This is a genomic window from Stenotrophomonas sp. Sm10 (genome assembly GCF_030985515.1).
Taxonomy (GTDB): domain Bacteria; phylum Pseudomonadota; class Gammaproteobacteria; order Xanthomonadales; family Xanthomonadaceae; genus Stenotrophomonas; species Stenotrophomonas hibiscicola.
In genome coordinates, this window is the sequence record NZ_JAPTFO010000033.1 from 13,122 (window position 1) to 26,315 (window position 13,194).

Annotated in this window: 9 protein-coding genes; all 9 read right to left on the reverse strand. The window is 65.4% G+C overall.

Going from position 1 to position 13,194, the window contains the following annotated elements; genetic code table 11:
• Positions 1-2: 2 nt before the first annotated feature.
• Positions 3-3,170, reverse strand: coding sequence for a discoidin domain-containing protein (locus O0J15_RS11195; RefSeq protein WP_308305659.1), 3,168 nt, complete (start codon positions 3,168-3,170; stop codon positions 3-5).
• Positions 3,167-4,003, reverse strand: a complete 837-nt coding sequence (locus tag O0J15_RS11200) for a carbohydrate ABC transporter permease (protein WP_111097843.1) — start codon at positions 4,001-4,003, stop codon at positions 3,167-3,169. Before O0J15_RS11200 ends, O0J15_RS11195 begins: the two co-directional genes overlap by 4 nt.
• The gene (locus O0J15_RS11205; protein ID WP_197605883.1) at positions 4,000-4,881 is read right to left on the reverse strand and encodes a carbohydrate ABC transporter permease; all 882 of its coding nucleotides are present in this window, start codon (positions 4,879-4,881) and stop codon (positions 4,000-4,002) included. Before O0J15_RS11205 ends, O0J15_RS11200 begins: the two co-directional genes overlap by 4 nt.
• The gene (locus O0J15_RS11210; RefSeq protein WP_134729955.1) at positions 4,878-6,218 is read right to left on the reverse strand and encodes a sugar ABC transporter substrate-binding protein; all 1,341 of its coding nucleotides are present in this window, start codon (positions 6,216-6,218) and stop codon (positions 4,878-4,880) included. Before O0J15_RS11210 ends, O0J15_RS11205 begins: the two co-directional genes overlap by 4 nt.
• Before the next feature lie 4 nt (positions 6,219-6,222).
• The gene (locus O0J15_RS11215; protein ID WP_019660460.1) at positions 6,223-7,827 is read right to left on the reverse strand and encodes a glucoamylase family protein; all 1,605 of its coding nucleotides are present in this window, start codon (positions 7,825-7,827) and stop codon (positions 6,223-6,225) included.
• Between the two features lie 243 nt (positions 7,828-8,070).
• A complete protein-coding gene (locus tag O0J15_RS11220) occupies positions 8,071-11,127 on the reverse strand; it encodes a TonB-dependent receptor (protein ID WP_111097844.1) in 3,057 nt (1,018 codons plus the stop codon).
• Between the two features lie 76 nt (positions 11,128-11,203).
• Positions 11,204-12,241 (reverse strand): LacI family DNA-binding transcriptional regulator, encoded by a 1,038-nt coding sequence (locus tag O0J15_RS11225; RefSeq protein ID WP_134729949.1) that lies wholly within the window; start codon positions 12,239-12,241, stop codon positions 11,204-11,206.
• Between the two features lie 149 nt (positions 12,242-12,390).
• Positions 12,391-12,642 carry a BolA family transcriptional regulator gene (locus O0J15_RS11230; RefSeq protein WP_032953611.1) on the reverse strand — a complete coding sequence of 84 codons (252 nt, stop codon included), beginning with the start codon at positions 12,640-12,642 and terminating at the stop codon, positions 12,391-12,393.
• 20 nt (positions 12,643-12,662) lie between these two features.
• The gene (locus O0J15_RS11235) at positions 12,663-12,962 is read right to left on the reverse strand and encodes a YciI family protein (protein WP_026347072.1); all 300 of its coding nucleotides are present in this window, start codon (positions 12,960-12,962) and stop codon (positions 12,663-12,665) included.
• Between the last annotated feature and the right edge of the window lie 232 nt (positions 12,963-13,194).

The following is a 13,194-nucleotide window of genomic DNA, read 5'->3' on the forward strand; positions in this document are numbered from 1 at the left end:
CGTTACTGCCCCTTGCGTTCGGCGCGGCGCACTGCGCTCGGCACGTCGATCTCGATCCGCGCCGGCAGCTGGTGCACGTGCAGTTCTCTGTTGACCCACTGGGCCGCTTCACCGTTGATGCTCGCCTCGCCCGGGTCGCCAGCATACGGCCACGGCAGCACCACACCACCGACCGGCGGCACCAGGCCCGGTTGCACCTCCAGCACCAGCTGCTTGTCGCTGCGCTGCAGGCGGTAGTTCAACTGCCCCTGCGGCGTGCGCAGGCCCTGCACGGCAATGCCCTCGCCCTGCAGCCACGCGGTCGGCACGCCAGCGGCCAGTACCAGCGCATCGTCCAGATCACGGTTGTAAGCGAACATGTCCAACGCAGAGCGCACGAAGTCCGAAGCCACCCAGGCGTGCGGCAGGTCACCGACGAAGAACGGCTTGCGCGGCGTGCGCGAGACCACTTCGGCCCACTGGTTCCAGGCCTGTGGCGCGCGGTCCCTGAAGAAGAACTCGGTGGCCTGCCAGGCGCGGTCGCGCCAGCCCAGGCGCACGAACGCTGCCACGTTGCGCCATTCGTACGGGGTGTAATCCTTCCACTCGCGCTTGCCATCGCGACGGGCAACGAACTCGTTCCAGTAGCGCTCGAAGGTCGCCTCCAGCGCCTGCTGCGGCAGCCGGCCCTGCTCGCCACCGGGGGCAAGCGCGATCGTGGTGGAGGTCGAGTCGAAGTCGCCCAGCTCGGCCGAGCCCGGCAGGTAATCGATCTTGTGCTGCTGCATCGCCGACAGCAGCGAGGCCTGCAGGTCAGCACGGAACTGGTCGCGCGATTCGGCGATCTGCATCGCCTCGACCTTGCCCAGCTGGGTCGCCAGCAGCGCCGCGTCCTTGTAGCCGCGCAGTGCCCAGAAGTTGTCCCAGTAGGAATGCATCGGCTTGGCCGAATAGCCTTCATGGCTGATCGAGGCCGGCATCATCCCGTAGAACGCCGGGTTGCGCGCGCGGTTTTCCTCGGTGCGCTCGCTGGCGCGCAGCTGCTCCATGTAGTTGTAGGCGCCCTGCACGTGCGGCCACATCAGCTCGGTGAACGTGCTGTCGCCGGTGTAGCGCCCATACTCGGCGATGCTGTAGATCAACTCGCCATGGCTGTCGTTCTCCGGCACCGGGTCGCTGCCGCGCGCGTCGACGCAGCACGGCACCTTGCCGTTTTCGAACTGGTACGGCGCATACCAGTTGACGTAATCGCGCACCGCATCACTGCGCCCCATGCGCAGCAGGCCCTCGGAGATCATCGCGCCGTCGCGGATCCAGCTGCGCGCATACGACCGCGTGCCCGGCTGCAGGCGCGGTCCGACACGCGAGATCAGCATGTGCGCCACCGCCGTGCGCAGGGTGTCGACCAGTGGCTGGCCTGCAGCAGGCACCTGCAGCGAAACCACGCCCAGCCTCTTCCGCCACTGCTCGGCCACCTGCGCCTGCGCCTTGGCCACATCCAGCGCCTGCGGCGCCCAGCCACCGGTCTGTGGCAGCACCACCGCCACCTCACGGTTCTGCCCGGGCTCCAGCCTGATCGTGTACACCAGCGCACCCGACGCCATGCCGGTGCTGTCCTTCACCGCCGTGGTCGCCGGGTACGTGCCGCTTTCCAGATGCATCGCATCGAGCTTGCCATCGAACGTACTGGCAAAGCGCGCGTCCGGTACCTGCAGCGGATAGATCCGCGGCTCACCGTTGACCCGAACCAGCTGCTCACCTACATCCAGGGCATCAATCCGGCTGAAGCCTCCGACGGTATTAAGGAACTGGGTGGGCGGATTGACCTGCCACGGCCGTATCGCCAGTGCCAGGGTGTATTCGTGCGCGACCTTGTCCGGATTGCTCAGCCGGTAGCGGCCGATCAGCTGCGCACGCTCGGGCGTGCCCTGCACGAAACCGGTCACCGAGAGTCCGGCCTTCTCATGCACCCAGTCGACGGTGGCGATCGGAAGGTAGTGATCCTGCAGCGACTGGGTGATAGCCACTTTCGACCAGTCCAGCAGCTTGCCGTCCAGGCGGATGAACGGCTCGATGCTGAAGCTGCCCTTGGCCGGCTCCAGCGCGCCATCTTCGCTGATCAGCGCCTGCTCCTGGCCACCATCGAGGCCGAGCAGGGTCCAGTAGGGCTGTTCGCCCACATACGCGCGCGGCAACGAACCGCGCGGCAGATCGGCGGCTACCGAGGACAGGAAGGCATTGGGCGTGGCGGCGAACGCCAGCGGCTTGAGTGCGATGTCACGGATGCCATAGCGCCAGTTCGGGCCATCGCGCAGATCGAAACGCACGTAGCGCGCGTCGGTATCCGGCAGGGCAAGCCAGTCGCGGCCACCGGCACCGCTGGTCACTTCGCGCACGATGCGCCAATCCCGGCCATCCTCGGACGTCCGCACGGTGTAGCGATTGGCTTCCAGGTTCGGCAGCCAATCGATCACGACACCGCCGATCTCGCGGCTCTTGTGCAGGTCCAGGCTGATGGTCTGCTGCTTGACGCCACCGCTGATCCAGAACGTGTCGCTCTTGCCGTCGATCATGCGGTCCTGCAGCGCGGTGGCGGTATCGGCAATCACCGACGGCACCAGCGCCGAATCATCCTGCGGTGGCAGCCCCTGCAGGGTCAGCCTGTCGAAGCATACGGTGCCGCGGCCGCCGACCTTGCTGTAGATCGTGAACTCGACTGCGGCGCTGCGCGCCATCTCCTTCTCGGGCGAGGGACCCCACGCCTTGTCGATCTGGCGCCGGCGGTACTCGACCGGCGTCCAGCCCTTGGGGAAACTGTAGCCGGGCCGATTGACCCACCAGACGTTGTCGCCGCTGGCATCGATCAACTTGAACTGCAGGTCGTTGCCCGGTGAATCACCGCGCAACTGGAAGCCGAAACGGTAATTGACCGGGTATTCGATGTTCAGCGCGCGGCGGATGCCGACGTAGCCGGAGACATCGTGGAAGTCATAGTCCAGGCACAGCGCGCGGCCGCCGCCAGCGCCACTGACCGGGCGCAGCGAACCGCTGACCTGGTCGGACAGCACCAGCTTCCAGGCCGCGACGTCGTCGAAGTCGTCCAGCACCTTCGGTGCCGGCAGCGCCGGTGGCGCGGCGATCGCCAGGGAGGTCCACAGCAGGCCCAGTCCAACGGCGATCGCTCGCTTCATCCCTTGACGCTCCCCAGCAACAGACCTTGGATGTAGTACCGCTGCAGCACCAGGAACAGCGCCAGCACCGGGACCACGGTGACCACCGCGCCGGCCATCATCATTTCCACGTCCATGATGTGCTCGCGCGAGAGGGTGGCCAGCGCCACCGGCAAAGTGTAGTGCTCCTGATCGGTCAACACGATCAGCGGCCACATGAAATCGTTCCATGCGCCCATGAAGGTGAAGATCGCCAGGGTCACCAGCACCGGCTTGAGCATCGGCAGCACGATCTGGAAGAAGATGCGCAGCTCCCCTGCCCCGTCGATACGGGCCGCTTCCAGCAATTCGTCCGGAATCGAACGCGCGTACTGGCGCACCAGGAAGATGCCGAACACGCTGGCCAGCGCCGGCACGATCACGCCGCCGAAGCTGTTGACCAGGCCCAGCTGCTTCATCAGCAGGAACAGCGGCAGCATCGCCACCTGCGCTGGAATCACCAGCGCCGCCATCAGCACCTGGAACAGGCGCTCGCGCCCGACGAAGTTGAGCTTGGCGAACGCATAGCCGGCCATGGTGTTGAGCAACAGCGAGCCAAAGGTGATCGCCAGCGAGACGAGCAGGCTGTTGGCGAAGTTGCCACCCATGCCGGTACGCGCGAACAACTCATGGTAGTTGTGCGTGGTGATGCTGGAAGGCAGCAGCGGCGGCGGGAAATGGCTGGCCTCGCCCTGCGGCATGAACGAGACCGAGAGCATCCACAACAGCGGTGCCAGGCTGACCAGGGCCAGCACCAGCAACGCACCATTGATCAACCACGGGTACCAGCGCGACTGGCCGATTTCACGACTCATACCAACTGCCTCTTGCGGCCGAAACGCAGCATCACGGTGGTCACCGCCAGGATGATCAGGAACAGCAGGAACGCCACGGCGGAGGCGCGTCCCAGGTTCCACCACTTGAAGCCTTCCTCGAACATGAAATACAGCACGCTGACGGTGCTCTGCAGCGGGTCGCCGCGGGTCATGACATACGGCTCGGCGAACAGCTGGAAGTAGCCGGACACGGTGATCACCCCGACCACCAGCAGCACCGGGCCGAGCATCGGCAGGGTGATGTGCAGGAACTGCTTCCAGCGCGAGGCGCCGTCGATGCGCGCAGCCTCGTACAGGTCATGCGGGATCGCCTGCAGGCCGGCCAGGAAGATCACCATGTTGTAGCCGAAGTTCTTCCACACCGCGAACAGCATGATGGTCGGCATCGCCCAGTTGGGATCGCCCAGCCAGTCGATCGGGCTGATGCCCAGGTGGCCCAGGCCGTAGTTCACCAGGCCGTAGCTGGTGTGGAACAGGTAACGCCAGATCACCGCCACCGCCACCAGCGTGGTCACCACCGGCGCGAACAGCGCGGTGCGGAACAGCGCCTTGAAGCGCGCGGCCGGTGCGTTCAGCAGCATCGCCGCGCCCAGCGACACGCTGATCGACAAGGGCACACCGATCAACACGAAGTAGGTGGTATTCCACAGCGACTTCCAGAACATCGGTGTCTGCAGCAGGTCGATGTAGTTGCCGAGGCCGACAAACCGCAGGTTGCTGCTGTCAGCCAGGGCATACAGGTCGAAGTCGGTCACGCTCAGCGCCAGCGCCGAAGCCACCGGCAGGCCGAAGAACACGCCCAGCACGATCAACGAGGGCCCGGCGAAGATCCAGCCGGCAAGCGAAGTACGTTTCATTGCGCGCTCCCGGCGGCTACGGCACTGCTGGACTGCGACGACGGTGCGCGCTGCTGCAGGCGTTGTTGTTCATGCATCCAGCGGCGCTTGGCCAGCACCTTGTCCACGCGCTGGTCCAGTTCTTCCACGGCCTTGTCCTGCGGCAGGCCACCGCGCACCACCTTCTCGGTGACGATGCGCATTTCCTGCACGATGCGCTCCCATTCGAGCACCTTCGGCGTCGGCTTGACCCGCTCCAGCTGGTCACGGAATGCCGCTGCCAGCGGATCGTTGGCCAGCGACGGTGCGTTCCAGGTACTGCGGCGCGGCGGCAGATCGCCGATGATCGAATGGAAACGCGCCTGGATCTGCGGCCGCGACAGGAACTCGATCAGCTTCCACGACGCTTCCTTCTGCTGCGACTTGCGGAAGATCACCAGGCTGGTGCCACCGGCGATGCCGGCGCCGGGGCCGTCCGGACCCGGTAGCGCCGCGGTGCCCCACTGCCCTTCCAGTTCCTTCGGCTGCAGCTTCTTGAACTCGCGGATGTTCCAGGGGCCGGAGATGTAGAACACGTTGAAGCCGCGGAAGAACTCGTCCCAGACGTTGGAGATCTGCGTCTCGGACATCTTCGGCGCCCAGCCCTGCTCGAACATGTTGGCGTAGAAGGCCAGCGTGCGGCGGAACCCCGGGCTGGCGAAATTGCCGCGGGTGTCATCGTCGCGCAGCAGCGGATCGGGTTGCTGCAGTGCCAAGGACAACTGCTGCTCGAACTCATTGATCGGCATCAGCACCGCATAGCGGTTCGGCCCCTGCATGCGCTTGATCGCCGCCATCTGCTCGTCCCACTCGGCCCAGGTACGCGGCGGGTGGTCGTAGCCGGCCTTGGCCAGCAGGTCCTTGCGGTAGTAGATCAGGCGTGTATCGACGTACCACGGCACGCCCACCAGCTCGCCGTGGATCACGTTGGTATCCCAGATGCCCTGGAAGTAATCTTTCGGATCGACCACAGTGGAGCGCTGCACGAACGGCTGCAGCGGGGTCAATGCATCGAGTTCGGCGAACTCCGGCACCCAGGTATTGCCGAGCTGGCACACGTCCGGCAGGCCATCGGCGGCGAACGCGGTCAGCAGCTTTTCGTGCGCAGCGGTCCACGGGATGTTCTGCACATCCACCTTGATGCCGGGATTTTCGGCCTCGAACTCGTGGATCAGCTCGCTGACCACCTCGGCTTCGCGACCCATCGCCCAGAAGCGCACGGTGGTGGTTCCAGGCTCGGTGCGGGCGCAGCCGGCCACGGCCAAAGCGGCCAGGGCGGGCAGCGCCCAGCGGCGCAGGCGGTCGATCCAGTTCGGCACCGGGTTACTTCCCCTGCCCTGTGTTGCGGTTGGCATTGTTTTTCTGTTCCTGCGCGGCAGCCGCGCGTGATTCGGCGATACCCACCGCGCGTGCCGCCGCGGCCTTTTCGTCCTTCTGCAGCTCCAGCGGCTGGAACGCGCCTTCCGGCGCCAGCCAGCCACCGCTGAACCCTGCCCGCTCCAGTCCCTTGCGGATGTAGGGGTTCTTCTTCATCACCTCCCACACGAAATCGTTGCGGTAGTTGGCGATCATGGTCAGGATCGGTCCCTGGTCGATGGCGATGTAATCGCTGGCGACCCAGCCGCGATCCGGCACCAGGCGGCCGGTCTTGATCGGGATGTCGTAGTTGAAGCTGGGGTTGAATGAATCCAGGAAGCCGTAGCTGGAATAGATGTAGTCGCCGTAGCGCTTGTGCATTTCCAGCGTGGCCGGGATCACCTGCTCCGGCGCAAACACCACCGAGGCGATCGCAGCAGTCGGGGCAATGGTGCCGTCATCGAAATTCTCGCGCAGCCCAGCGCCGCGCGAGGAGTAATGGCGGAACTGGCGCTGCTCGCCGCGGTACTCCTGCGTGGTGTTCTGCGGGCCATCGCTGGCGGTCAGGCCCCACACATTCTCGCCATACTCCTTCCACTGCATCGGGTTGGCGATGGCGTATTCGCGCTGGGCCAGCGCAGCCGAGCGGCTGTTGAGGAAATAAGTGCTGCCGCGCTCGCGCATGTATGCGTCCTGGATATCGCGGAAGTCGATCCAGACGTGGCTGTACTGGTGGCCGAACAGCGGGCCGAAGGACAGGTATTCCTGGCCCTGGTAAACACCCCAGTCGTTGTCGTAGGTGCGCGTCCACACCGTCCACGCATCCGGGCTGACCGGGTGCGTGGGCGACCCCAGGGCAAGGATGTAGACCATCATCGCCTCGTTGTAGCCCATCCAGTCGTGGTCGATGAAGCCGCTCTCGGGGAACCAGCCCATCGAGATCAGCGGCGCACGCTGCTGCAGCCACGGCCAGTCCACCTTCTTGTACAAGGTGTCGGCGATCTGGCGGATCTCCTTCTCGCGCGGATCATCGCCGTCGTAGTACGACTGCGCGAACAGCACGCCCATCATCAGCAGTGCGGTATCCACCGAGGACAGTTCGACCCAGCTGTCGTAGCGACGGCCTTCCTGCATGTCCAGGAAGTGGTAGTAGAAGCCCTTGTAGCCGGCCTTGCCGGTTCGCTGCGGGCCCATCGGCACGTCGCGGAAGAACTTCAGCGTTGTCAGCGTCCGATCGATCGCTTGGTTGCGGCTGACCCAGCCGTTCTCGATACCGATCGGATAGGCGGTCAGTGCGAAGCCGACCGAAGCGATGCTGGCGAACGGCCGCGACGGATAGCGGTCCGGGGTCAGGCCGTTCACTTCGTTGGTGGTGTCCCAGAAGAACTGGAAAGTGCGGCGTTCGATGTCATCGAACAGCGGCGGAAGCTCCGGCTTCATCGGCCGCGGCGGTGCGTCGGCCTCGATCAGGATCACCGGCGGGCGGGGCTTGGCAGGTTCCTGCTGGGCCGGCTGGCAGGCGGCCACGGCCAGGCTCAGCGCTGCGGCGGACAACAGATGGCGTGCCTGCATGGCGCGGTTCCTCCGGTGGTCTGATCGATGGGAAAGCATAACGTCCAATGATCTGAAATCGTTTACAAGGTGCGTTCTTAAAAAACCACGAAAAACGTGGCTTGACACCGCGATCATTGCCCACGCCGCTGCCCCCTGGCCGGCAGCGGCGTGGGCAATGGACCGGCACAGGGCCGGCCATTGCCGTTTTGACCGATGCCGCCAGCGAGCCGGCGGCATCGGGTCATGCATCACCGCCCGGGCTTAGAAGCGGAAGCCCACTTCGGCCTTGACCTGGCGCGGAGTACCGATGATGTCGCCGGTCTCGTTGTAGCTGGCCTGCAGCTTGCCGTTGGTCTTGACGTAGTTGTAGGTGGAGAAGTTGTCGAAGTTGAACACGTTGATGATGTCCAGGCGGGCGTACAGCTCGGTGTTGCCCGCCAGCTTGAACGTCTTCGTCGCCTGCAGGTCGACCGAACGGTAGCCGAAGATCTTGCCACCCACCAGGAACTTGCCGGTGGCGTTGGGCACGGCCGCCTGCGGGGTCGGCAGGGTGTAGCCGCTGGCCTGCATCACCGGGTACCAGTCGTTGACGGCGGTCGGGGTGGCCAGGGTGATCTTGCCGCCGAAAGTGATGCCCCAGAAGCCCGCGTAGGAACCGGTCACCACCAGGCGGTGGCGCGGCGCGCCGTTGGAGCGGATGGTCGGGTAGTCACCGATCAGGCCGCGATCGAACGCATACTTCTCGTTGATGTCGCGGTTATGGCGCGCAGTGGTCCAGGTATAGGCGATCGAGGTGCCCCAGCCGCTTTCCTTGGTGAACGGCTTCTGTGCCGACAACAGGACCTGGGTGGCGCGGGTCTTGATGCCCTGCTGGCCGATGATCAGGCTGCCGAAGCCCGGCACGTTGCAGCTCCAGGCCTGGCTCAGGCCTGCGGAGGTGCCGCCGCACAGGCGCGGATCATCGAAGAACTGGCCGGTCGGGTAGCGGTTGCCCAGGGTGAAGGCGAAGCCGTCGTAGCTCAGGGTACGAGCGATGGTGGCATCGGTCAGCCAGTCGCCGATCTGGTTGCTCATGCCCAGGCTGAACTGATCCGAGTACGGCGCCTTCAGCTTGTTGTTCAGCAGGTCAACCTCCAGCCCGGCATTGCTGGTCGCGCCGACCAGTGCCTGCAGGTTGCCGATGCCGTTGAGCAGGTTCGGATTCCAGTCATAGCAGGCGGCTTGGCCGTTGATGCAGGTGTTGGTGGCCGGGTTGCGGAAGTAGATGGTCGGCTGCGGCAGGGCCAGCTTGGTGGTTTCCAGCTGCAGGTTGTCGAACAGGTCACGGTCGTAGGAACGGCCGGCACCGCCGTGGATGACGTGCTGCTCGTCGGCATTGATGTCATACGAGAAGCCCAGGCGCGGCTGCCAGGCATCCTTGAACGCCTTGCGGTTGTGGCCGTTGCTGATGTAGTCGCTGATGTCCAGGCCGCCCAGTGCCAGCGAATCGGCATAGGTCTGGCCGGCGGGGGCGCGCGGATCCTGCGAATAGATGGCGTCGACCACCTGCTGCGGGGTCACGAAGTCCAGGTAGGACGGGGTCTTTTCGTAGTCCCAGCGCAGGCCGATGTTCAGCTGCAGGTGGTCGTTGACCTGCCAGTCGTCCTGGATGAACACGCCGTACTGCTTGGACTTCGAACGCACTTCGCCGGACACGCCGGACACGCCGGTCACCGGCTTGACGAACTGCGCCTTGTACGGAATCGAATCGGGGAAGTCCGGATCGCCCAGCGAGTAGGTGAAGGTCGGGTTGATCTGTGCCGCATCGGATGCGTACAGATCGATCGCCTTGTACTTCACGCCCATCTTGATGGTGTGGTCACCGGCCCACTGGATGCCATCCAGGGTCAGGTTGTCTTCGATCGACCAGCCCTTCTGGCCCTTCACCTGCGAATCCAGTGCCGAGGCGCCACCGATCTTCACGATGGTGCGGTCTTCGGGGCCGTCCGGTGCGGTGTAGGTGATGCCGTTGGCCAGCGTCAGCGGGGTCGGGTTGTTGAACGAGTCTTCGTGGGTGACCATCAACTCGTTGTAGTAGCGCTCACCGCTGTGGTTCCAGCGCAGGGCGTAACGACGGTCGGTGTTGACCACTTCACGGCCGGCTTCCGGCGAGGTCTGGCCACTGAACTGCGACTGGGTTTCGTCGCGGTCCTGGAAGGTCAGCTCGATGCGATCGTTGTCGGTCGGCTCGAAGTCGATCTTGCCGAAGATCAGGTCCTGCTGGAACGGCTGGCTGGCCGGGCCAAGGCCGGCGGCGCCGGCCGGCGGCAGCAGGCCGGCAGCGCCGGTGACCGCGCCATCCGGCGCGATGGTGACCGGCAGGTCGAAGCGCTTGGCTTCGTAGGTCACGAAGAAGTGCGCCTTGTCCTGGACGATCGGGCCGCCCAGGGCGAAGCCGTATTCCTTCTCGGCCGAGACCATCTTCTCCTTGCCACCCTGGCGCTCGGCCGGGGTCTTGGCACGCATGTCTTCATCGGTGTAGCGGTAGAACGCCTCACCCTTGAACTCATTGGTGCCGGACTTGGTTGCAGCCGTCACCGCGGCGCTCGACACCTGGCCATACTCGGCCTTGTAGTTGCCGCTGATGACCTTGTATTCGCCGATGGCCAGCTGCGGGAACGGGTTGCCGGCGCTGCCGGACTGGCCGGCCACGCCGCCGCCCTTGACGTAGCTCTTCTGGCCCACGCCGTCGATGTACACGTTGGTGCCATCGGCATTGGTGGCGCCGCCGCGCAGCGAGGTGTTGCCCTTGGCGTCGCGGGTGAAGATCAGGCCCGGCACCGCGTCGGCGAACTCCAGGAAGTTGCGCGACACCTGCGGGGTGGTCTGGATCTGCTGCAGGCTGACGGTCTTGCCGACTTCGGAGGTGCGCACTTCCTGCAGCAGGGTCGGCGCAACAACGTTGACGGTGTCCAGGTTGGTGGCCGCGGTCGAACCCTGGGTGCTGCTGGCGGCACCGGCAAAGTTCAGCGTCGCGGTCGAGGCCACGGTGACGGTGACCTTCTGGGTCTGGCCGTTGGCGACCACGTTGTAGGTGCCCGGATCCAGGCCCATCAGCGAGTAGCTGCCGTCGGCGCGGATGGTGCCACGGCGGACGGTACCGGTGGCCACGTTGGTGGCGGTCACTTCGGTGCCTGCCTGGGCGCCGGCAACCTGGCCGCGCAGGCTGGCGTTGGCCGACTGCGCCATGACGTTGGGGGCGGCAGCCAGCATCAGGCAGCTGACCAGTGCGGTGCTCAGCAGCCGGCGCGCCGGCATGCGGAAGGTGGTATGCATCATCAACTCAATCTCCGGGTGGCGGTAACCGCTTGCGCGGTCCCTGCGATCAATCAAAAAAGAAGGAACGCCTCTGGCTTCAACGGCCGGATGGCGGAGTGGTGGAATCGCGAACAATCAAGCGGGGAACCAGGGTCTGCTTGTCCCCTGCCCCATCCGTGGAGGTGCCGTCCATCAACTGCATCAGACGCGTCATGGCCCGGTCGCCGAGCTCGGCGATGCTGACCTGCATGGTGGTCAGCGACGGGTGGACGAAACGCGCCAGTGGAATATCATCGAAACCCGCCAGGGCCACATCGGCCGGGACACGGACACCGGCCTGCGTGAACGCGTACAGGCATCCCAGCGCCATCATGTCGTTGGCGGCGAACACGGCATCAGGCAGCGCTCCGGCTGCCAGCAACTCCTGACCGGCGCGATGGCCGGAAGCTTCGTCGAAATCACCGGGCAGCTCGATGCCTTCGGCGTCACTGCCGAAAGCCGCCAGCGCGTCACGGAAGCCGCGCAGGCGCTCGCGCGCGTCGAAGTTGAGGCCCGGGCCAGAAATGAAAGCGATACGGCGGTGACCGGCGTCGAGCAGATGGCGGGTCATCGCCATCGCACCGGCATGGTCATCGATGCTCAGCACCGGGTGGTCCTGCCCGGGCAGATAGGTATTGATCAACACCGTCGGCAGCGACTGCGGCAGGTTGTCGGTCAGGAAGCCCGGGCTCTCGGCGTAGGGCGAGAGCACAAGCAGGCCGTCGACGCGGCCGCGCATGGCACGCAGGGCCGCGCCCTGCTGTTCCTGGTCGCCGTGGTAGCTGGACACCAGCAGGTGCTGGCGGCGGTTGCGGGCCACGCCGTCGATGCCGCGCATCAACTCGGAGAAGAATTCGCCGTACAGGTCAGGCAGCACCACGCCCACCGTATTGGTGCGGCGGCTGCTCAGGCTGCGGGCGGCGGCGTGCGGGGTGTAACGCAACCGTGCGGCCACCTCCAGCACAAGCTGGCGGACCGGTTCGGCGACATTTTCATGCCCGTTGAGCGCGCGGGAAACCGTGGCCACGGAGACCCGGGCTTCGCGTGCGACGTCTTTGATTGTGATAGCTGCCTTGTTCACGAAGCCGCCCTCCACGGCTTGGACCTACCAGCATTGGCGCGGAATGTAAGCGTTTCCATCTGGGCTTGTAAACAGTCCGTTAGGCGAATGTCCCGAAATGGACATGAAAACCTGTCCGTGGCGAGGCCCATGAAGGACCCGCCAGGACAGCGTGGGACAAGGGCTCAGCCCTGTTCTGACGGGGTCTGCGCGCGGATGGACAACGCGTGGATATCGGTCTCCATCATCGACCCCAGCGCGGCATAGACCGCGCGGTGCCGGGCCAGCGGACCCAGCCCGGCGAAGCGCTCACTGACCACATGCACGTTGAAATGGCCGCGGCCATCGCGTGCACCGGCATGACCGGCGTGACGATGGCTGTCGTCTTCGATTTCCAGCACGCTGGGGGCCAGCGCCTGCTGCAGTGCGTCACGCATCCGCTCGATCCGCTCCGCGTTCACGGCAGGACCTTGCGGAACGGCCGCACCTGCACATGGGTGTATACGCCGGCGGCGACGTACGGGTCGGCATCGGCCCAGGCCTGGGCCTGCGGCAGCGACTCGAACTGTGCAATCACCACCGAACCACTGAAGCCGGCCGGGCCCGGGTCTTCACTGTCCACCACCGGGCACGGCCCGGCCAGCAGCAGGCGCCCCTCGTCGCGCAGCGCATGCAGGCGCGCCAGGTGTTCCGGCCGCGCCTGCAGCCGCTGCGCCAGCACATCCTGGCCGTCATACCCTTCGATCACATACCACACCGGCATTTCCTCGCTTGCTTTGTCGGGTGCGCAGATTCTAGCCAATGCGCTCCCTGCCCCGGCCCGGCTGGACACTGGCGCGACAAAGGCTTACCCTAGACTCCATTGCACGTGGTGGATGCAGCAGCCCGTCGGTTTTGCGGCCAACGCAGCCCCCGACGACCGTCCCGCTGCTTCAAACCGGACCATCCGGCCGGGCCACGTAGACGACCTCCCCGTAGTTCTGTCGCTG

Bases quoted from the DNA above. Each gene is read 5' to 3' on its own strand.
- O0J15_RS11195 (WP_308305659.1), bottom strand. From the start codon at position 3,170: ATGAAGCGAGCGATCGCCGTTGGACTGGGCCTGCTGTGGACCTCCCTG.
- O0J15_RS11200 (WP_111097843.1), bottom strand. From the start codon at position 4,003: ATGAGTCGTGAAATCGGCCAGTCGCGCTGGTACCCGTGGTTGATCAAT.
- O0J15_RS11205 (WP_197605883.1), bottom strand. From the start codon at position 4,881: ATGAAACGTACTTCGCTTGCCGGCTGGATCTTCGCCGGGCCCTCGTTG.
- O0J15_RS11215 (WP_019660460.1), bottom strand. From the start codon at position 7,827: ATGCAGGCACGCCATCTGTTGTCCGCCGCAGCGCTGAGCCTGGCCGTG.
- O0J15_RS11220 (WP_111097844.1), bottom strand. From the start codon at position 11,127: ATGATGCATACCACCTTCCGCATGCCGGCGCGCCGGCTGCTGAGCACC.
- O0J15_RS11230 (WP_032953611.1), bottom strand. From the start codon at position 12,642: ATGCGTGACGCACTGCAGCAGGCGCTGGCCCCCAGCGTGCTGGAAATC.